Origin of the sequence: Mesorhizobium sp. B283B1A (assembly GCF_020165735.1) — a bacterium.
Taxonomy (GTDB): Bacteria; Pseudomonadota; Alphaproteobacteria; order Rhizobiales; family Rhizobiaceae; genus Mesorhizobium; species Mesorhizobium opportunistum.
Map to the genome: position 1 here is coordinate 62,862 of NZ_JAIUIQ010000003.1, position 18,511 is coordinate 81,372.

The 18,511-nt window shown below is 59.7% G+C and carries 17 protein-coding genes and 1 pseudogene; 13 read left to right on the plus strand and 5 right to left on the minus strand.

Features of this window, described 5'->3' with window-relative positions; translation table 11 throughout:
- Nucleotides 1-1,090 precede the first annotated feature (1,090 nt).
- From LB577_RS02955 to LB577_RS02965, 3 genes are read left to right on the plus strand one after another with little or no spacing between them, the layout of a single operon-like run.
- Nucleotides 1,091-1,447, plus strand: coding sequence for a hypothetical protein (locus tag LB577_RS02955; RefSeq protein ID WP_224685496.1), 357 nt, complete (start codon nt 1,091-1,093; stop codon nt 1,445-1,447).
- Nucleotides 1,444-1,965, plus strand: a complete 522-nt coding sequence (locus tag LB577_RS02960; protein ID WP_224685497.1) for a hypothetical protein — start codon at nt 1,444-1,446, stop codon at nt 1,963-1,965. The genes LB577_RS02955 and LB577_RS02960 overlap by 4 nt, the downstream gene beginning before the upstream one ends.
- Before the next feature lie 46 nt (nt 1,966-2,011).
- Complete coding sequence (locus tag LB577_RS02965; RefSeq protein ID WP_224685498.1) at nt 2,012-2,212, plus strand: hypothetical protein; 201 nt, start codon at nt 2,012-2,014, stop codon at nt 2,210-2,212.
- Between the two features lie 12 nt (nt 2,213-2,224).
- Here LB577_RS02965 and LB577_RS02970 read toward each other — a convergent pair whose 3' ends face one another.
- Nucleotides 2,225-2,365 (minus strand): trypsin-like serine protease, encoded by a 141-nt coding sequence (locus tag LB577_RS02970; protein ID WP_224685499.1) that lies wholly within the window; start codon nt 2,363-2,365, stop codon nt 2,225-2,227.
- 350 nt (nt 2,366-2,715) lie between these two features.
- Complete coding sequence (gene nifA, locus LB577_RS02975) at nt 2,716-4,485, minus strand: nif-specific transcriptional activator NifA (protein WP_224685500.1); 1,770 nt, start codon at nt 4,483-4,485, stop codon at nt 2,716-2,718.
- A 1,283-nt stretch (nt 4,486-5,768) separates the two neighbouring features.
- Between nifA and LB577_RS02980 the strand changes: the two are divergent.
- The 3 genes and pseudogenes from LB577_RS02980 to LB577_RS02990 all read left to right on the plus strand — a co-directional run.
- A pseudogene (locus LB577_RS02980) lies at nt 5,769-7,175 on the plus strand (dicarboxylate/amino acid:cation symporter); the annotation flags it as partial.
- A 181-nt stretch (nt 7,176-7,356) separates the two neighbouring features.
- Nucleotides 7,357-8,421 carry a LacI family DNA-binding transcriptional regulator gene (locus LB577_RS02985; protein WP_224685607.1) on the plus strand — a complete coding sequence of 355 codons (1,065 nt, stop codon included), beginning with the start codon at nt 7,357-7,359 and terminating at the stop codon, nt 8,419-8,421.
- A gap of 162 nt (nt 8,422-8,583) precedes the next feature.
- Nucleotides 8,584-9,423 carry a TIM barrel protein gene (locus LB577_RS02990; protein WP_013533525.1) on the plus strand — a complete coding sequence of 280 codons (840 nt, stop codon included), beginning with the start codon at nt 8,584-8,586 and terminating at the stop codon, nt 9,421-9,423.
- Nucleotides 9,424-9,437: 14 nt separating this feature from the next.
- Here the strand turns inward: LB577_RS02990 and LB577_RS02995 are convergent, their stop codons facing one another.
- Nucleotides 9,438-10,355, minus strand: coding sequence for a LysR family transcriptional regulator (locus LB577_RS02995; RefSeq protein WP_224685502.1), 918 nt, complete (start codon nt 10,353-10,355; stop codon nt 9,438-9,440).
- Nucleotides 10,356-10,513: 158 nt separating this feature from the next.
- Between LB577_RS02995 and LB577_RS03000 the strand changes: the two genes are divergently transcribed.
- The 4 genes from LB577_RS03000 to fabG all read left to right on the plus strand — a co-directional run bounded on the left by LB577_RS03000 (nt 10,514) and on the right by fabG (nt 13,791).
- The gene (locus LB577_RS03000) at nt 10,514-11,104 is read left to right on the plus strand and encodes a NodA family N-acyltransferase (RefSeq protein ID WP_013533527.1); all 591 of its coding nucleotides are present in this window, start codon (nt 10,514-10,516) and stop codon (nt 11,102-11,104) included.
- 212 nt (nt 11,105-11,316) lie between these two features.
- On the plus strand, nt 11,317-11,598 hold the full coding sequence (locus LB577_RS03005) for an acyl carrier protein (protein WP_013533528.1): 282 nt from the start codon (nt 11,317-11,319) through the stop codon (nt 11,596-11,598).
- Nucleotides 11,599-12,807 carry a beta-ketoacyl-[acyl-carrier-protein] synthase family protein gene (locus tag LB577_RS03010; protein WP_224685503.1) on the plus strand — a complete coding sequence of 403 codons (1,209 nt, stop codon included), beginning with the start codon at nt 11,599-11,601 and terminating at the stop codon, nt 12,805-12,807. It begins immediately after the preceding gene.
- Between the two features lie 246 nt (nt 12,808-13,053).
- Complete coding sequence (gene fabG, locus LB577_RS03015; RefSeq protein ID WP_013533530.1) at nt 13,054-13,791, plus strand: 3-oxoacyl-[acyl-carrier-protein] reductase; 738 nt, start codon at nt 13,054-13,056, stop codon at nt 13,789-13,791.
- Between the two features lie 90 nt (nt 13,792-13,881).
- On the opposite strand, the gene LB577_RS03020 is transcribed toward fabG, so the two are convergent.
- Together LB577_RS03020 and LB577_RS03025 are read right to left on the minus strand one after the other, a co-directional pair.
- Entirely contained in the window at nt 13,882-14,367 is a 486-nt protein-coding gene (locus tag LB577_RS03020; RefSeq protein WP_224685504.1) for a hypothetical protein, read from the minus strand.
- Between the two features lie 150 nt (nt 14,368-14,517).
- Complete coding sequence (locus tag LB577_RS03025) at nt 14,518-15,501, minus strand: LysR family transcriptional regulator (RefSeq protein ID WP_013533532.1); 984 nt, start codon at nt 15,499-15,501, stop codon at nt 14,518-14,520.
- 298 nt (nt 15,502-15,799) lie between these two features.
- Here LB577_RS03025 and LB577_RS03030 point away from each other — a divergent pair, with 298 nt between their 5' ends.
- The 3 genes from LB577_RS03030 to nodC are packed head-to-tail and all read left to right on the plus strand — an operon-like array spanning nt 15,800 to nt 18,395.
- Nucleotides 15,800-16,390: a NodA family N-acyltransferase gene (locus tag LB577_RS03030; protein WP_224685505.1), complete on the plus strand. Its 591-nt coding sequence runs from the start codon at nt 15,800-15,802 to the stop codon at nt 16,388-16,390.
- Complete coding sequence (gene nodB, locus LB577_RS03035) at nt 16,387-17,028, plus strand: chitooligosaccharide deacetylase NodB (protein ID WP_224685506.1); 642 nt, start codon at nt 16,387-16,389, stop codon at nt 17,026-17,028. Before LB577_RS03030 ends, nodB begins: the two co-directional genes overlap by 4 nt.
- 14 nt (nt 17,029-17,042) lie before the next feature.
- Nucleotides 17,043-18,395, plus strand: a complete 1,353-nt coding sequence (gene nodC / locus LB577_RS03040) for a chitooligosaccharide synthase NodC (RefSeq protein WP_224685507.1) — start codon at nt 17,043-17,045, stop codon at nt 18,393-18,395.
- Nucleotides 18,396-18,511 lie beyond the last annotated feature (116 nt).

The window sequence follows — 18,511 nt, forward strand, 5'->3', positions numbered from 1 at the left end:
AAAAACCGGCTGCCGCGCGCCGAGCGTGTGGCGCGTGGCATCGACGGTCCACGCTTCCAAGATCCCACCTCTTCCTGTTCCACACCAAGGCTCGCAAAATCGTATCAACTCACCCATCGACCCGACATTCGTTTCCAACAGTTAGCCTAAGCCCCAGAAAAGAAAGTGCCTAAACCAAGAGGTTTGTCGCGGCCCCGACAATCCCCACACTCCGTGTCGGACGGCGATCATAAACGCTATCGTACTCGGATACCGGAAAAGTGGGGCAGCGAGTGGGACGCGATTGAGCACGAGACCGCTGGAGGCCATTCGGATAGTCGGTTCGGATGCCATTGATCCCGCGGATCCGGCGCCCAGCCGTCTGGTGCAATGCACCTCCCGCTGCTTGTGGGACGCATCAATCGACGAACCCGCGACCAGTCTATGTTCGCGCCAGCCGCGTTCCAGTAGCCGCGTCGCTCAACCATCATTGCCGAAGCTGGCCGTCTTCGACGTGTTCATCGCCAGTTTCTAAGTTCTGCCTGCTGGACACTCGACACAGCCGTCAGGCCAATATCGAGGCCAGCCCGCCTTTTCCAAGTTCGGCGACGGCCGCTACGACTCACCCGGACGAGGCCGGCAAGTCTGCAGGCGTCAGTGTGAGAACTCATTCTTCGGGCATAGTTCGAGCACTCCTTCGCAAGAGATCGCGACAACAGCAGACGGCACGTGTTGTGCAGCATTGGCGAATGCGGTCCGACTACCGGCCTTTCGTTAAGGGCGGGGCGTTCCCGACCATGGCAGGAGCACCAATTGCGCAATCCCCTCGCCTTTTTCCTCTCGAGTGCCACAGATGCGATCGCTCCGTCTCGCCGGCGTCTCCATCTAAATGCTGGGCGCGAGTTGACGATCTCGCGCAAGCAGGCGCTCGCTTTTCCGGCCGATCCCCACGCCTACCTCAACGAAAAGCCGCTATGTGCTCGATGATACCTCAGCGCTACGAATACGAGACCTTCGGGGCACAGCATCATCCCTCGCGGAACGTGGCCACGGCGCTCTGGCCTACGCCAGCAAGGGCCAACTCAGATAGCAACCCAGAGACGAAAACCACGTGAACCTGCACACGCTACAGCCGGCGACGACTGCGCAATCGACAAATGACCTGCACGCCCGGCATTTTGCTGTTGTCGGCGCTCTCCTTGGCACGAGGATTGCTCTGACCGTCACCGAACTAGCCAGGAATTCGAAACCGTTAACAGGAGTAAAGATGGATACCGCACAATTGGACCGGGAGATCCACAAGATCGCCAACCAATGCGTGAGCGAGGCCAGGGCAGTCGTCACGAAACGAGGGCTCCAGCCCCAGGAACTAACCGCGAAAACCGTCGCTGCCGGCGTCGACACTGTCGAGATCGTGTGCTCGGCCGACGCGGCCATGAGCAAGGTTGACGAGGGGACGTGGCTGTGACGACGATCGCCTACAAACACGGCGTAATGGCCGCCGACAGCCGTGCCTACGGCGCCGGCCTGGGATCAATCGGCTCCAAGCTCAAAATCCGCCGTCTTCCGGATGGACGCCTGATTGGCGCAACGACTCCCCAGGTTGGCGCCGGTGAGGCCATTCTGGACTGGTACGCCGCTGGCGCTGACGTTCACAACACGCCAGAGGGTGTAAAAGGCTCCAACGTCGGTCTGCTGGTCGTTCATCCCGACGGGCGCGCTCAAGTGGCGTCTGGCGCCTGGACACTGACCGGCATGCTCGAAAGCCCCTATTTTGTTATCGGCAGCGGCTCCCATTACGCGGAGGCCATTCTCGAATCCGGCGGGACCTCACAGCAGGCTGTAGAGATCGCCTGCAAGTTCGATTGGTGCTCCGGGCTCCCGGTCGTGTCCCTGATGCACGGAGCGCCCTGCCCTTCCCCGCGCCACCCCAGGCGGGCCAAGTGGCTGTCGTGGGTCGGCAGGAGGTTCAAGATTTCGGGCTAGCTATCGTCGCAGCTGCCGGCCGTGACAATAGGATGAAGGGAGTTTGATGGGGTACAAACCGACGCGGCACAAGCCGCGCGAGGCAGCCCTGATCCGCTGGATCATCAACGGGTTCGGCGGCCCAGCGCCGGCCCCGCTGGTAGCGATCGCGCTGCTGGCGACGTCGGCCATCCAGTTCGCCGGGGTACCGGTCTCAATCGTGGCGCTATTGTTCTTGCGCCGCCAGCTGGAGGAATCTTTCAGTTAAGGGCCCAAACCGTCAGTGGGCCGCTGCAACGATCCATTGCTCTGCGAGCACCGATCCACCGCACAAGTCCTCGTCAATAAGGAGTGCGGCCTGCCAAGGATTCTCTTCGATCCTGGTCGGCACGCCCTTCCAGATTTTCCTTTCAAAAGACATCGTGGGCTCCTGCGAAAAGGCGGCCCGCAATTTACAGGAGTTTTTAGCATGGACGTGTTGTACACCAAAAACGATAACGAGCGCACAGAGCTCATGTCGGGTGGTAGCACCGGTTCCTCGTTCTATTTTGCTTTACATAAAGGCCGCCTGTCGTTGGGGCCAACTAGGTCGAAACAGCTTAAAATTGGCCTCCTGCCTGCCAATCTCATTGCTAGGTAGCAAAGCGTCATCTCGGGTGAGGCCCCATGTTCTTGCCTGGGTCGAACGAATCGAAATGGCGACGCGGGGACCCCACATCGCTCGTCTCAAGGCGCCAAAGCAGCAAGGCTTCATCGGGTTCGGTTGACTCTTCACAGACGCTTGATCTCAATGCCGTACTTCCTCAGCGTGTAGCCAATCTGGCGCGGCGTCAGTCCAAGCAGGCGTGCCGCCTTTGCCTGGACCCAGCCACATCTTTCCATGGCCGCGATGACAGCTTCAGCACCGGTCGTTCTCGTACCGTTCAAGTGAGCTATCCTGCTCAGTGGCGGCTCCCCTGTGGTCTCAGGCGGGACTGCGACGGAGGGAGACGTACCGGCAGCAGCCGGCGTTATGGCCGCACCCCCTGGCGCCGGCAACATCGGCCGCGATTGCAGCGCCAGGCTGTCGGATCTGACCTTATGCAGCGCCGCTGCGAAGCATTGGCCTTGGCAGCATGCAAAGTCGCCTCTCCCTATCGATGCACCCATCGCCAGAACCGCTGTCCGATACACGCAGTTTTGGAGCTCGCGAATGTTGCCGGGAAAATCACAGTTCATCAGCACTTCAACCGCACCGGGATCGAGGGTCATCGTAACGCCGTTCTCATCATTGAAATTTTTGAGAAACTCGGCTGCGAGGAGCGGAATATCACTGCGCCTTTCGCGCAGCGCCGGCACCCGCACCGTAAACACATTGATGCGGTAATAGAGGTCCTCCCGGAACTCATTTCTGGCAACTGCCTCTTCCAAGTTCTTGTTCGTGGCAGCGATGATCCGAACATCGACTTTGACGGTCTGGTTGCCGCCGACGCGCTCGAACTCCTGCTCCTGCAGCACACGCAAGAGCTTTGCCTGGAACGATGGCGAGATCTCGCCGATCTCGTCCAGGAACAGCGTCCCTTTGTCGGCGAGCTCAAAGCGCCCCTTGCGCGAGTTGAACGCGCTTGTGAACGCGCCCTTCTCGTGACCGAACAATTCGGATTCCAGGACTGTCTCGGATAGCGCAGCGCAATTGAGCTTGATGAAGGGGCGTTTGGCGCGCGGCGACAAATCATGGAGGGCCTTGGCGACCTTCTCCTTCCCGGTACCCGACTCGCCTCGCAACAGAACCGCAATCTTGAGCTTGGCTACGACCTGGATATTCTCAATCAGACCGCGAAACGGCAAACTGTCGCCAATCATCCCCTCGATGTGAATCTTGTTACGCGGCCGCGCCGGTTGGTTCTGCTTTGGCTGCAAGTCGTGCTGGGCCAGGGGTTGCTGGCGACTGCCCCCTAGGGAGCGACGAAACTTGACTGTCTGACCTACCAAGTTAGCGATTTGGTTGAGCAGATAGAGGTTGTGATCGAGCCAAGCTCTTGGGTCTTCGCCCAGTACGTGGTCGATGGTCAGTGTGCCCACGACATCCGCATCGACGCGAATGGGAACGCCGATGAAGGACACTGCTGCGTTGTTGGAGACCCCGAGCACGTCCGTGTCGGCGGCGGTGAAAGCCGAATGAAAGGCGATGTTCTCGGTGACCAGGGGCGTGCCCGCCCTCATAATCTGGTCGATCGCCTTCTGCGGCACACGGCGGCTCTCGCTCGAGCCGGCGCCGAAGATTTCCAGTTCGCCATGACTGTTAAAGAGAGAGATGATGCCGTGCCGCATCGGCAGAAACGATCGCAGAATATCTACGACCTTTGTCAACGTGACATCGAGCGCGGAGGGGGCGGCAAGTGCTGTAGTAAATATTTCCACTACGCCGGCAAGCTCGCTCTCACGTGACGGCAGAGTAGCGGATTCAACGTCGTCCCTTTTGGCGTCGTGAAGCGATGGGCAGCATGACGGCGTCTGCTCAGCACTTTCTTCAGATTGGCGATTGTTGTCCTGATTTAGCATGTCATCCTCCATTCCGGGCCGCGACAGCAACGCCGCGCCATGTGGGCCTGCGACCTCGCCGGGCGTAGAGGCCCTCGTCAAATGGCATCGGCGCCCCAGCCACCGTTGGCCGGGACCGGCATGAGTTTCTTCGCCCCGTAGGCCGCCGCAGATTGGCGCACTTGCTCGCGCGTCGGAGCCACGAGTGTTTGGGACGTCGATAGAAACAATCGTGACGCGGGGTTGGCGGCAGCACGCCGGAGTTCCGCAGGAGGCATAAGACGAAAAGTAGGTCTCGGTTTTTGGCTTGGGTCAGGGCCCGATGAAAGGCAGGCGCAAAAAATGCGGGAGGCGATGCTCGATGCATGGCTGGACTATCCTTACTGAATCGGGGCGCTCTACAGGCTCTTTCCGGTGGCCACCACTGCTGCTCGGAACGAGATGGGCAGTCAACAGCTGCTCGGAACGAGGTGGCCAATCAACCGAACTTCCTTGCATTTCTGAAAGGATGAGAGAGGCTTTGATAGAATCCATCATTCAGATTCTTGCCAGGAGATCGATTCGGAACGGCAAAGATGTTTGCCCCGGCGTCTCGAGGGTGCCTGGCGCGCTGAGCGAGCCGACGCATTGCGCGCTTCTATCGCCGGCAATCGCTGCCGACGTCCTCCTGGCTCGAGTTGATCGCGACAATCGTTCATTCCTCGCTATTTGATGCCTTCCCTCGAGAGCAGGCGGCGCGTGCCGTGGCGCGAAGTTGTCGTCGTGCGGGGCTGCAGTGTTCGTGCTGCAAAGTATCTCCTCAATCACACGGTTGCACCAGGACCCGCGGGATCAATAGGTCTGTCGACGGCCCCTTCGAGACGCTCTGCTTCGGCGGGAGCACGGCAGAGCACGCTCGTGTAGGTGATCCTCCACTCCGGTGCGCGGTCGGTCGCAAATACGACAAGGAAGCGGGGACATCGGGGCGCCAGAGACACAACCGGCGGCCGCTCTGCCAGGCAAAGCAATTACTGCACGGCGCCCTGTCAATCCTCTTTCTTCACCGGACCGTATTGCTTCGACCCGGCACAATTCCGAGCCTAAGTGCGGGATTTCGCCCAGGATGAAGGCAGCCAGTGCGGAAACCCGCACAAACGTCAGGGACACCGGTTGACCGAGCGTCTGAACCTGCACGATTGGGCGCGGGATTTCCACTTGGCACGACGCTTGCAGCCGAGACGACAGCAGCGCTCGACCGGAGCGCCGCGATGGGAGAAGCGCGGGAAGGGAGGAGGCCCACCCCGATCCGGTCAGGGAGAGAAAAGCTGTTGGCTCCACCGATTCGAAGCGCCGGTCCCCCAGCCCGCAAGGCCTTCTACGCCCAACTGTACGTGCAGGTGCTTACCGCCATCGCCCTCGGTGTCGCAGTCGGCTATTTGTATCCGGGCACCGGAGAGGCTCTGAAGCCGCTGGGCGATGCTTTCATCAAGCTCGTGAAGATGATTATCGCACCTGTGATCTTTCTAACCGTAACGACCGGCATTGCGGGCATGAACGATCTCAAGAAGGTCGGCCGGGTCGCCGGCAAGGCGATGATCTATTTCCTGACCTTCTCGAGCCTCGCATTGATCGTCGGTCTCATTGTCGCCAATGTCGTTCAACCCGGCTCTGGCCTCGATATCGATCCGGCCTCGCTCGATGGCCAGGCCGTGCAGGGCTATGTGGCCAAGGTCCACGATCAGTCGGTGACCGGCTTCCTCATGAACATCATCCCGTCAACTATCGTTGGTGCCTTCGCCGAAGGCAACATCCTGCAGGTCCTGTTCTTCTCGATTCTGTTCGGCAGCGCTCTGGCGATGGCCGGAGACACCGGCAAGCCTGTGCTTTCCTTGCTTCAAGCGCTCCTCGCGCCGGTGTTCAAGCTGGTCGGCATCCTGATGCAGGCCGCGCCCGTCGGCGCTTTCGGCGCCATGGCCTTCACAATCGGCAAATATGGCATCGGTTCAGTGGTCAACCTCGCCATGCTGGTCGCGACGTTCTATTTCACCGCATTCGTCTTCGTGTTCGGGATTCTCGGCGCGGTGTGCCGATACAACGGTTTCTCAATCTTTTCTCTCGTGCGATACATCAAGGAAGAGCTGCTGCTGGTCCTGGCAACGTCCTCCTCGGAGGCTGCGCTGCCCTCGCTCATGGAGAAAATGGAGAAGGCAGGCGCCAAGCGTTCCGTCGTGGGTCTCGTCATCCCGACGGGATATTCCTTCAATCTGGACGGTACCAATATCTATATGACGCTTGCCGCCCTGTTCATCGCCCAGGCAACGAACACGCATTTGTCGGTTGCCGATCAGATTCTCCTGTTGGTCGTCGCGATGCTTTCCTCGAAGGGTGCCGCAGGTATTACGGGGGCTGGCTTCGTCACGTTGGCCGCCACGCTTTCCGTAATACCAACTGTTCCCGTTGCTGGGATGGCTCTGATCCTTGGTGTGGACCGCTTCATGTCCGAATGCCGAGCGCTGACGAATGTAGTGGGTAACGCGGTGGCTGCGCTCGTCGTCGCCCGCTGGGAAGGCGAATTGGACGAAGCGCGCATGAAAGCCGCCTTCTGCGGGAGCTTGCCGAGAGATTAAACCGGCCACCCCGCCCCAGCAAGATTGCTGCAGCGCGACCAATCAAGTCGCCGCGCTGTCATCAGCAGGAAAGAATCGGCTCGCGGCTCTAAACAGCGCGTCGCGAGACACAAGATCAGAAGCGCCAATGCGGTGAATCAAGAAACATGGATGCCTTACGCAAACGAAACCGAGAGCGACGAATGCTCGGTTGCTCCTTGAGCGCTGTTCATTGGATAGGTTGCCGATCGTGGAGCATGTCGAAATCTTCATGTTGCCGCCCGGAACCGTCGCCGGGACAGGGCCGATGACACAGGGACAGCCGATCAGAATTGGCGCGACGGCCAAGCGCCCCACAATTGCCGATCTCGCCCGCGAAGCCGGAGTGAGCGTAGCAACGGTCGATCGCGTCCTGAACGATCGTCTTCCGGTGCGGGAGCGGACCGCGCGGCTGGTCCATGAAGCCGCCCACGCGATCGGCTATCATGCGGCGGGCCTCATCAAACAGCGCTTGCAACGGGACCTGCCGCAGTACCGGCTAGGCTTCATCCTGAGAAAGCCGGCCCAGCATTTCTACCAAGATTTCGCGCGCGAGGTCAAAGCAGCGGTTACTTCGGCCGAGACCTTCTATGGCATTCCGGTTATCGAATTCGCGCCTTCGCATTCGCCCGGGGAGCTGGCGGCTAGCCTCAAGAATCTTGGTAGGCGCTGTCACGCGATCGGCATGGTGGCGCCAGACCACCCTAAGATCACGGCGGCAGTCGAGGAGCTCAAGGCAAAAGGCATCCCGGTTTTCTCGCTGCTTTCTGACTTCGCCGCTGGCGTGCGCGAGGGCTACGTAGGTCTCAACAACCACCGGGTCGGGCGCACGGCAGCTTGGATGTTCTCCAAAGCCGCTAAACGGCCTGGCAAAGTGGCGGTGTTTGTGGGCAGCCACCGTTTCCAGAGTCATGAGCTGCGGGAAAGCGGCTTCCGTTCCTATTTCCGTGAGAACGAGCCAGCATTCGAGGTGCTCGATACGCTCTTGAACTTTGAGAAACGACAGATCACTTACGAGGCGCTACTGCATCTTATGCAGCGGGAACCTGAGCTCGTCGGGTTCTACGTGGCCGGCGGTGGCATGGAGGGTGCCATCTCCGCGCTCCGGGACGAGTGCAACGGTCAGGATCTCGTCGTGATCGTGAATGAAATCACGCCGGAGTCACGGGCGGCTCTCGCGGATGACATCGTCACGATGGCGCTCGCCACACCACTGCGCCGACTTTGCCAGGAGCTGATGCTGCTGATGGGCCGCGCCCTCAAGAACGGCACGGCGGAGACATCGGGCCAGACATTTCTGCCGTTCGATATCTATGTGCCGGAGAATATCTGAATGATGTGATTCCATCAGTGCGTGCCAATTTCCTATCATAAATGCAAGAATCGCTCGATTGACTAGCCTGCTCTAATCAGCTTTGTGCATCCGCCTGCGGTGGGGCGCGCGGAGAAGCCAGACAAGACTGGCGCCGCACTTGTTGAAGGAAAAGCCAAGCCCATGCGCCAGGTATCTCCCCGCTTTGCGCTGCAAGACATGGCGGCGCCTTCTGTCGACGTCAGTGCCATTTTCGCAATTGCGCGTGATCAGGGCCTGACCGATGTTCAAATCCGTGACCATCGTTTCAGCAATCCTGTTGCACGCGCCATTCCGGCTGCTGAGGTCCGCTCGGCCGCTACCGAAGCCGGCGTCACGATAATTTCGATGAACGCTTTGCAGCGCTTCGACGACTGGACTGCCACCCGCCGGGCGGAGGCGAGCAAGCTGGCCGACTACGCTGCGGCCTGCGGGGCCAAGACGGTCGTGCTGGTGCCAGTCAACCACGGCTCGCGCGCCAGCGCTGGCGAGCGCCATGACGGTCTCCGCCTCGCTCTAAACGCGCTCAAGCCGATCCTCCAATCGCGCGGCCTTATCGGCCTGATTGAGCCGCTGGGCTTTCGAACCTGCTCGCTCCGATCAAAGCGGGAAGCGGTCGAGGCCATTGCCGCGGTTGACGGCCAGACCGTGTTTCGCCTGATGCACGATACGTTCCACCACACGCTCGCCGGCGAGACCTCCTTGTTTGGCGAGCTTACCGGACTGGCGCACATTTCAGGCGTGAACGACCCGATGTTCTGGATTTACCCGGATCGCCTTCCTGGAGGTTCTGACAATGCCAGTCAGATCCAGGCGCTGCTTGACCATGGCTATGCGGGACCCTTCTCGTTCGAACTGGTAGAGGAAGTGTGCACGATGGACGAGCTCGCTGGCGCGCTTGCCGCCAGTATTGCTTTCATCCAGCGCGTGCTGTCGACGCGAAAGCAGTTGGTCGAAGAGGTAGAAAGCGAAATGGACGTGTAAAGCCTTGCGTGTTGTCACAGCGGAACAGCCATGCGAGCTGCCTCCTGCATCATTACCTCGCGCATCCAGACGCTTGCCGGATCGGTATTATGGAGTGCTGGCCATTGGACCGCTTCGGTGAAAGCAGGAAGCGGCAGCGGAAGTTCCACAATCTGAAGGGGGAAGGTTTTTTCGAAGTACTTAACCAGCCGGAAGGGCATGGTCGCAATACGAGCCGTGCCGGACACCATGGGTGGGATCATGCTGAAGCCCTGCACGGCCACCTCGACACGTCTTTTAAGACCATGCTCGAGTAAGAACCATTCCTCGACGGACGGCATCAGCGAACGTCCGAACCTGACCGAGACGTGCCTCATCGACAGGTATCTCTCGAATGTAAGCTGCCGTCTCAGCTGCCTGTTCGTGGGACAGCCGACGCATACGAGCCTCTCGTCGAACAAGGCCACGCTCGAATGCGCGCTCGACGTGAACAAATCTGGAAGAACTACAAAATCGACGTCGCCGCGCCCGAGGAGCTCATCGGGGCTATCGTTGACAGGCAGCAATTCGAAACTGACGGCGGGGGCTTCCCGGGCAACACGCTCCACGACTTTCTCAAAAAAAACGAGCGTGGCGAAATCGGAAATAGTGACCCTGAAGCGACGATCGGATCGAGCCGGGTCAAACGGATCGGAAGAAATAATCGTACGTTGGATGTGCAGCAGAGCGTCGCGGACTGCGGGGCCAAGTGCTGCCGCACGTGACGTCAGAATACGTTCGCGGCCGTTCATGCTGAACAGTTCATCGCCGAAAAAATCGCGCAGTCGGGCGACGGCCGCACTCATCGCCGGCTGACTGAGATTGATCCGGCGTGCCGCCGCCGAGAGATTGCGCTCGGCCAGCAATGCGTCCAGCACGACGAGAAGATTGAGATCAAGCCCCCTGAAACGCATTTCTGCGGCTATCCATCGAGTGGATACCTTCCATCGAAACAAACGATTTTATCATTGTGCTGAAATCTCGCATGGACAAACACCTGACGCACCGATCACCCGCTGCCTCTATGCCGTGATGAGCGTCTTAAGGACAACCCGAAAGGAGAAATTCTTCCATGCGCTCTGCCGTGCAGTGGAGGTTATGCTGGGAAAATAACTTGCAAGTGGCCGACCATGTCGAGCTCTCCGATTTCTTCCGAAAGACCTATGGACGAAACGGGGCCTTCGGCGCAAAGCCATTCGAAGGTAGCCGCAGTTGGGCCGGCGCAAGACCCGAACTCCGCCTTATTGCCAGCGACCCTGAGGGCGTAGCGGCACACATCGGCATACTGCGCCGCTTCATCAAGGTTGGCGACGTCGATGTTCTTGTGGCTGAGTTGGGCCTGTATGGCGTTCGTCAGGATCTTGAGAAGCTTGGAATCAGCTTTTCTATGCGCGCCGTATATCCCGTCCTGCAGCAGATGGGGGTTCCCTTCGGTTTCGGCACGGTTCGGCACGCCATGCGGAATCATGTTGAGAGGTACTGCAGAGAGGGCATAGCCACCATTGTGCCAGGTGTCCGGGTCCGTTCGAGCCGCGCAAATGTGCATCACGACCTACCGTCCACGCGCCTGGATGACGTGCTCGTGTTGGTATCGCCAATTGGACGCTCGATGGACGAATGGCCTTCTGGCACGCTGATCGACCGCAACGGTCCGGAGCTGTGAACTTCGGGGCTGCATATCCGTCCCGAGTGGCTACGGCCTCCCAGCAACATTCTTCGCCATCGCAGCCTGCGCCGCAGGCCAGCCGGACTTATCCGGCTCTATGGGCGTTAAGCTTCTTCAGTTGCAGAAGTTTAATGGCTGGTTCCCCGACGCGCGGCTTAAGGAGTTATGTCGCGCCACGTAAAAAACAAGCTGAAATGGAAAGAAACAAAATGTCTGATCAACTTATAACGGAAGTCATTGAGATAATCAGGAAGCGCATCGAATCGGAGAACGCCGAGGGAACGACTGCAGCATCCGTCGGCGAAATAACCACTGCGACGGAAGTGACTTCGCTCGGGATCGATTCACTGGGGTTGGCGGACGTGCTCTGGGACCTCGAGCAGGCGTACGGCATCAAGATCGAGATGAACTCGGCCGATGCGTGGTCTGATCTCCAAACTGTCGGGGACATGGTGGAAGCCATCCGCGGCTTGCTCAACAAGGCGGCTTGAATGGATCGCCGGGTCGTCATCACTGGACTAGGCGGGCTGTGCGGGCTGGGCACCGATGTCGGCTCCATCTGGCAAGGCATGCGCGAGGGCCGATCGGCCATCGGTCCGATTATCAATGCACAGCTTCACGGGCTAGAGGGCGCGATCGGCGCCGAGATCAAGACGCTGCCTGAGCACGACATTGAGCCCCGGCAGCTGCTCTCCATGGGACGTTTCAGCCTGCTTGCCGTGCTTGCAGCACGCGAAGCCATGCGACAGTCCGGACTCTCCTGCGATGAAGGCAATGCCCATCGCTTTGGCGCAATAGTGGGTGCCGGCTTCGGCGGCTACGATGCGACCGAGAAAGGCTACCGCGACGTCCTTTTGGGGGGAGCGTCCCGCGTTGAACTGTTCTCGGGAGTAAAGGCGATGCCGAGCGCGGCTGCGTGCCAGGTCAGCATGAGCCTCGGCCTTCGCGGGCCGGTCTTCGCCGTCACCACCGCCTGTGCATCGGGCAATCATGCGATTGCCTCGGCCGTAGACCAGATCAAGTATGGCCGAGCCGACGTGATGCTTGCGGGAGGCAGCGACGCGGCGTTCGTGTATATGATGATGAAGGCATGGGAAGCCATGCGCGTGCTCGCTCCGGACACTTGCCGGCCCTTCTCCGCGGACCGGAAGGGAGTGGTGCTGGGCGAAGGTGCGGGCATGGCCGTACTGGAAAGCTATGAGCATGCTACCGCCCGGGGTGCAACGATTCTTGCCGAGGTCGCGGGCATCGGTCTGTCTGCCGATGCCTCCCACATCGCCGCGCCGGCAGTTCACGGGCCGGAAGGCGCGATGCGCGCCTGCCTTGCCGATGCGAAACTGAATCCAGAGGACGTCGAGTACCTGAACGCGCACGGCACCGGCACCAAGGCCAACGATCAAATCGAAACGGCGGCGATCAAGCGAGTCTTCGGTGAGCATGCTCATTCGATGTCCGTCTCTTCCACCAAATCCACCCACGGTCACTGCCTAGGTGCAGCCAGCGCGATTGAAATGATCGCCTGTGTGATGGCGATTCAGGAGGGCGTGGTACCTCCGACCGCCAACTATCGCGAGCCAGACCCCGATTGCGATCTCGATGTCACGCCCAACGTGCCGCGCGAGCGTAAGGTGCGTGTGGCCATGAGCAACGCGTTTGCCATGGGGGGCACGAACGCAGTTCTAGCGTTCAAGCACGTATAGTGAGCGTCCATGTCGCCGCAAAGTCCTTCCGCGCGCCTTGCTGGACAGTCTGAACGCTCTCCCAGTGTCCACCAGTCAGCTCCAGGTGGTCAGATCGGTCGAGCCGCGTCTGGTCGTGCGGCCGATGCCGCCGCAACCCAATTGGTGCGTGAACTCACCAAGGCCGTTTGGCCAGGAAGCCAACCATCGAGCCGTTCCGGAAAAGGCGAAACCGAATTCGCCGGCCTGAAGAGAAGAGGACAAGATATGTTCGAACTGACCGGCCGCAAGGCGCTCGTCACCGGGGCATCGGGAGGCATCGGCGAGGCGATCGCCAGGATACTGCATGCGCAGGGCGCCATTGTTGGCCTGCATGGTACGCGCATCGAGAAGCTGGAGACGCTGGCCGCCGAGCTTGGGGACAGGGTCAAGCTGTTTCCGGCCAACCTTTCGAACCGCGACGAGGTCAAGGCGCTTGGCCAGAAGGCGGAGGCCGATCTCGAAGGGGTTGACATCCTGGTCAACAATGCCGGCATCACCAAGGACGGCCTGTTCGTGCGCATGTCGGACACAGACTGGGATACGGTGATGGAAGTGAACCTGACCGCAGTGTTCAGGCTGACCCGGGAACTGACCCACCCGATGATGCGCCGCCGCCATGGCCGCATCATCAACATCACTTCAGTTTCGGGTATCACCGGTAATTCGGGCCAGACCAACTACTCAGCTTCCAAGGCCGGCATGATCGGTTTCTCCAAATCGCTGGCGCAGGAGATCGCCACCCGCAACATCACGGTCAACTGCGTCGCCCCCGGTTACATCAAATCAGCGATGACCGACAAGCTCAACGACAAGCAGAAAGAGGCGATTATGGCAGCGATCCCGACCCGGCGCATGGGCACCAGCGCTGAAGTCGCGTCCGCGGTCGCCTACCTCGCCTCCAACGAAGCCGCCTACGTCACCGGCCAGACCGTCCACGTCAATGGCGGCATGGCCATGATCTGAGCACGGGGTAACCGGAGCCTACCTTGTCGTAGGCATCGCGCGACAGGCCTCACCGCCGGGGTTTGCAGGGCAAGTGCTGCTGCATGCGGATCAAAACTCTGCGGCGCTTGTCGTAGACGGTTTATCCCGCAGCCGGGCCACGGCTGCACTCATGGCCGGGCGAATGAGTTTGATACGCGTGCCGCGGCAGCGCAACAGGGACTCAAAGCCAGGCCACAGGCCTTTCCGGTCGGCATGGCGACCAAGATCCTTGCGCTCACCGATCCGCTCGGCACTTGTGTGCTTCGTCCCCCCTGTCAGGAGGCCGCTTCGATACGGGGTTTCGCCCGTCCATCGAGGGCGTCGCCTTCGGCGATCCGACGCCGACAAGGGTTCAACATCAACACCATCATTGCCGATCTGAACGACCGCGTCGCCAGGATCGTAATCCAGCACGATCCGAGGCGCGCCTTGCCGCCTCCTCTCGATCTGGAAGCGTCTGATCGAGAACTTCTTCTGCACCCAAGCGTATGCCAGGACAACTCCAACCAGAGCTTCGAAGCGAGCATCGACCGCAACCGCGGCATAACCCACCATGGGGCTCAGCAAACCTAGACCAAGGCCAGCCAAGCTGCGAATCCGGATGAGGTACCGACCCAAAACATGCACTTCGAGCTCCGCTCCTCGCTTCGGGCGTCTCACAGTCTGCAAGCGCAACACCTGCCGATCAGCTGACGATCCGTCGCCTCAGGCAACATGAGTGTGGGCGGTAACGGCCGACACAAGTCCAGGAGCGCTGGGGGCCTCTCGTGGATTCGCAGGAGTAGCAAGCCGGGATGCTTCCTGCACCATTATCTCCCGCATCCAGATGCTGGCCGGATCGCTGTTGTGGTTGGCCAGCCATTGGACGGCTTCGGTGAAAACGGGAAGCGGCAGTGGAAGTTCGACGACCTTAAGGGGGAACGTTCTTTCGAAGTGCTTAACCAGCCGGAGGGGCACGGACGAAATACGAGCTGTGCCGGACACCATTGGCGGCACCATGCTGAAGCCCTGCACCTCGACTTCGACACGTCTTTTTAGGCCGTGCTCGAGCAAGAACAGTTCCTCGATAGAGGGCTTGCGCCAACGTCCGAACCTGACGCAGACGTGCCTCATCGACAGGTATCTCTCAAATGTAAGCTGCCGTGGCAGTTGCTTGTTGGCGGCACAACCCACGCATACCAGCTTCTCATCGAAAAGCGCCACGCTTGGATGCGCGCCCGACATGAACATATCCGGAAGAATTACAAAGTCGATGTCGCCGCGCCGGAGGAGCTCGTCCGGGTTGTCATCGAGTGGCAGCAATTCGAACGTGACGGCGGGGGCTTCACGAGCGACACGCTCCACGACTTTTTCAAAAAAAACGAGCGTGGCGAAATCGGAAATAATGATCCTGAAGCGTCGATCGGATCGAGACGGGTCAAACGGATCCGAAGAAATAATCGAGGACTGGATACGCAGGAGAGCGTCGCGGACTGCGGGGGCAAGTGCAATCGCTCGTGAGGTCAGGATGCGCTCTCGACCGTTCATACTGAACAGTTCATCACCGAAAAAGTCGCGCAGCCGGGCGACAGCCGCACTCATGGCCGGCTGGCTTAGGTTTATGCGGCGTGCCGCCGCCGAGAGATTGCGCTCGGCCAGCAATGCGTCCAGCACAACGAGAAGGTTGAGATCAAGCCCCTTGAAACGCATGCCTGCGGCCATCCATAGAGTGGATACCTTTCATCGAAACAAACGATTTTACCAGTTTTGCGGAACGTCGCATAGGGACCTCACAAGAGATGTAAGCAAGCCCTAAAGGAACTTGATGCTTGCGTGGGTGCCGGACAGCATTTCTGGCGTACGCCTTCCGGTGTCGACCGGATCGCATGTCCAGTGCGGCTAAAGTTCACCGTGACCTGCGAAAGCCATATCGCGCCGGCTCGACGCGACAAGCTCCCCGTCATTACGCGCTTACCTCAGGAAAACAGGAACGGACAGAGGTCTTTCCATGCGCTCTGAAGTGCAGTGGAGGTTGTGTTGGGAAAACGAGTTGCAACGGCATGAGCATGTCGAGCTCTCAGACTTCTTGCACAAAACCTATGGAGGGACTGGCACCTTCTCCGCAATGCGATTCGAAGGCGGGCGCAGTTGGTTCGGCGCGAGGCCAGAGCTCCGAGCAATTGGTAGGGACACGCACGGTGTAGCGGCACATCTCGGTCTACTGCGCCGTTTCATCAAAGTTGGCGCAATCGACGTGCTGGTGGCCGAACTCGGATTGTACGGGGTGCGTCGGGATCTTGAGGGCCTCGGCATCAGCTCGTCCCTGCGCAGTCTGTATCCGGCGCTGCAGCAGATGGGCGTTCCATTCGCTTTCGGCACGGTTCGGCACGAAATGCGAAATCACATCCAGAGGCTCTGCAAGGTGGGGCTTGGGAAGATTGTGCCGGACGTTCGCATCCGCTCAACCTTGGCAGACATGCATCCCGACCTGCCGCCCACGCGCTTGGAGGACGATCTCGTCTTTGTCTCGCCGATTGGGCGGTCGATTGACGAGTGGCCGTCCGGCACCTTCATCGAGCGGAACGGTCCGGAGCTATGAAACATCTGGACTGCATATGTGAAATGTCCAGTCACTGCGCAGACGGCACCCAAGAGCGCAGCGTCTATCTCACGTTTGACGACGGTCCCGATCCCGTTTGGACACCGGAGGTCCTCGACGTGCTGGCGCAACACCGGACACCGGCGACATTCTTCCTGATCGGTGACGCGGCTGTAGACCGGCCGGAGCTTGTCCGGCGAATTATTGCGGATGGGCATGAAGTGGCCAATCACACGATGACTCATCGGGATCTGTCCAGATGCGAACCCGGCGAAGTTGAACGTGAAATAATTGAGGCCAACAGCGCCATCAGGATGGCGTGCCCGCAAGCTGCGGTGCGGTACTTTCGTGCGCCCTATGGGAGCTGGACCAAAGAAGCTCTCAAAGCCTCGGCGAGCACTGGATTGGCACCCCTGCATTGGTCAGTCGATCCGCGAGACTGGGCTCGCCCCGGAGCGGACTTGATTGTCGATGCAGTTCTCGCCGGGGTCCGCCCGGGCGCGATTGTGCTCCTTCACGACGGGTGTGAGTGCTCTCGAAGCGATCCGCGCGACCAGACCGTTGTGGCGCTGTCCCGCCTGATCCCAGCGCTCCACGACCGCGGATTCACAGTCCGACCCCTTCCTCAACATCATTGAACAAACGAGATCCTATGGACCCGCTTACCACAGCCAGTACCGTCGCCGTTTCGTGTTACGCGCTGCTCTCGACCGTTTATAAAGGCATGCAAGCGGTTTATGCGCAGCCGGGACACGTTGCCTCGAGCTCGGACGACTTGCTCGCCTTCGACCTTTGGCCGAGCGTGGATGTCATTATCCCCTGCTACAACGAGGAGCCGCGCACACTTTCGGCCTGTCTGGCTTCGGTTGCAAACCAGGAATACGCCGGAAAGCTGCATGTCTATGTGGTTGATGACGGTTCTGGAAATCGCAACGCCCTCATGCCGGTGCATCACGCCTACGTGGACGACCCCAGATTCACCTTTATTCAGCTCCCCCACAACGTCGGCAAACGCAAAGCACAGATCGCCGCGATCCGTGGTTCGTCTGGAGATTTCGTGCTCAGCGTCGACTCTGACACGACTCTAGAGCCCGACGTGATCGCGAAACTTACGGCACGGATGCGGGATCCAGCGATCGGCGCCGCCATGGGCCAGCTGACGGCATCCAACCGGAGCGACACTTGGTTGACCCGGTTGATTGACATGGAGTACTGGCTCGCTTGCAACGAGGAACGGGCTGCGCAGGCCCGCTTTGGTGCGGTCATGTGCTGTTGCGGCCCCTGTGCAATGTACCGCCGCTCTTGTCTGATGTCGCTGCTGGATCAATACGAAACCCAGCTGTTTAGGGGCAAACCTAGTGACTTCGGCGAGGACCGCCATCTTACCATCCTGATGCTGAAAGCAGGCTTTCGGACCGAGTACGTTCCGGACGCCGTCGCAGCGACAGTCGTTCCGGACAAGATGGGGCCCTATCTGCGCCAACAACTACGCTGGGCACGAAGCACTTTCCGCGACACGCTGCTGGCACTGCGCCTGTTGCCGGGCCTCGATCGCTACCTCACGTTGGACGTGATTGGACAGAATGTCGGTCCATTGTTGCTCGCGGTCGCTGTACTAGCCGGGCTCGCAGAGCTCGCATTGACAGATACGGCGCCTTGGCCAACGGCAATTATCATTGCCGGCATGACGATCATTCGATGCACCGTGATAGCTTTCCGTGCACGCCAAGTCCGATTCTTCGGCTTTTCTCTGCACACGTTCATCAACATCTTTCTCCTACTTCCCTTGAAAGCTTATGCGTTGTGCACCTTGAGCAACAGTGATTGGCTGTCGCGCAAAAATGCCATCCAGCCCCATGTGAGCAAGAAGCCGATCATCGTCGCAAACCCGATCACCAGGGCAAATGGTACAGGCAGTCCGGGAATTGCCGGCTCGAATCGTACGGATCGTTCTCGCGATTCTGCACAGCTGGTTGAGCCTGGCGTTCTTCACAGCTCCGAGTGACCGAGTACTTGGGTAGAGAATACGTCGTGAGCTTAGGCATACATCCACGATCAGACCGAGAACCAGCCGAAAGCGACCGTAGCCTTCGACCCTATTTTGCGCGGCTGCGACACTCG

What these genes read in the sequence shown, in the direction of transcription:
- LB577_RS02970 (WP_224685499.1), bottom strand. Translation starts at nt 2,365, where the DNA reads ATGTCTTTTGAAAGGAAAATCTGGAAGGGCGTGCCGACCAGGATCGAA.
- LB577_RS03005 (WP_013533528.1), top strand. Translation starts at nt 11,317, where the DNA reads ATGTCTGATCAACTTATAACGGAAGTCATTGAGATAATCAGGAAGCGC.
- LB577_RS03010 (WP_224685503.1), top strand. Translation starts at nt 11,599, where the DNA reads ATGGATCGCCGGGTCGTCATCACTGGACTAGGCGGGCTGTGCGGGCTG.
- fabG (WP_013533530.1), top strand. Translation starts at nt 13,054, where the DNA reads ATGTTCGAACTGACCGGCCGCAAGGCGCTCGTCACCGGGGCATCGGGA.
- nifA (WP_224685500.1), bottom strand. Translation starts at nt 4,485, where the DNA reads ATGCTAAATCAGGACAACAATCGCCAATCTGAAGAAAGTGCTGAGCAG.
- nodB (WP_224685506.1), top strand. Translation starts at nt 16,387, where the DNA reads ATGAAACATCTGGACTGCATATGTGAAATGTCCAGTCACTGCGCAGAC.
- LB577_RS03020 (WP_224685504.1), bottom strand. Translation starts at nt 14,367, where the DNA reads ATGGTGGGTTATGCCGCGGTTGCGGTCGATGCTCGCTTCGAAGCTCTG.
- LB577_RS03030 (WP_224685505.1), top strand. Translation starts at nt 15,800, where the DNA reads ATGCGCTCTGAAGTGCAGTGGAGGTTGTGTTGGGAAAACGAGTTGCAA.
- LB577_RS03000 (WP_013533527.1), top strand. Translation starts at nt 10,514, where the DNA reads ATGCGCTCTGCCGTGCAGTGGAGGTTATGCTGGGAAAATAACTTGCAA.
- LB577_RS02985 (WP_224685607.1), top strand. Translation starts at nt 7,357, where the DNA reads ATGACACAGGGACAGCCGATCAGAATTGGCGCGACGGCCAAGCGCCCC.
- LB577_RS03025 (WP_013533532.1), bottom strand. Translation starts at nt 15,501, where the DNA reads ATGCGTTTCAAGGGGCTTGATCTCAACCTTCTCGTTGTGCTGGACGCA.
- LB577_RS02990 (WP_013533525.1), top strand. Translation starts at nt 8,584, where the DNA reads ATGCGCCAGGTATCTCCCCGCTTTGCGCTGCAAGACATGGCGGCGCCT.
- LB577_RS02995 (WP_224685502.1), bottom strand. Translation starts at nt 10,355, where the DNA reads ATGCGTTTCAGGGGGCTTGATCTCAATCTTCTCGTCGTGCTGGACGCA.
- LB577_RS02965 (WP_224685498.1), top strand. Translation starts at nt 2,012, where the DNA reads ATGGGGTACAAACCGACGCGGCACAAGCCGCGCGAGGCAGCCCTGATC.
- nodC (WP_224685507.1), top strand. Translation starts at nt 17,043, where the DNA reads ATGGACCCGCTTACCACAGCCAGTACCGTCGCCGTTTCGTGTTACGCG.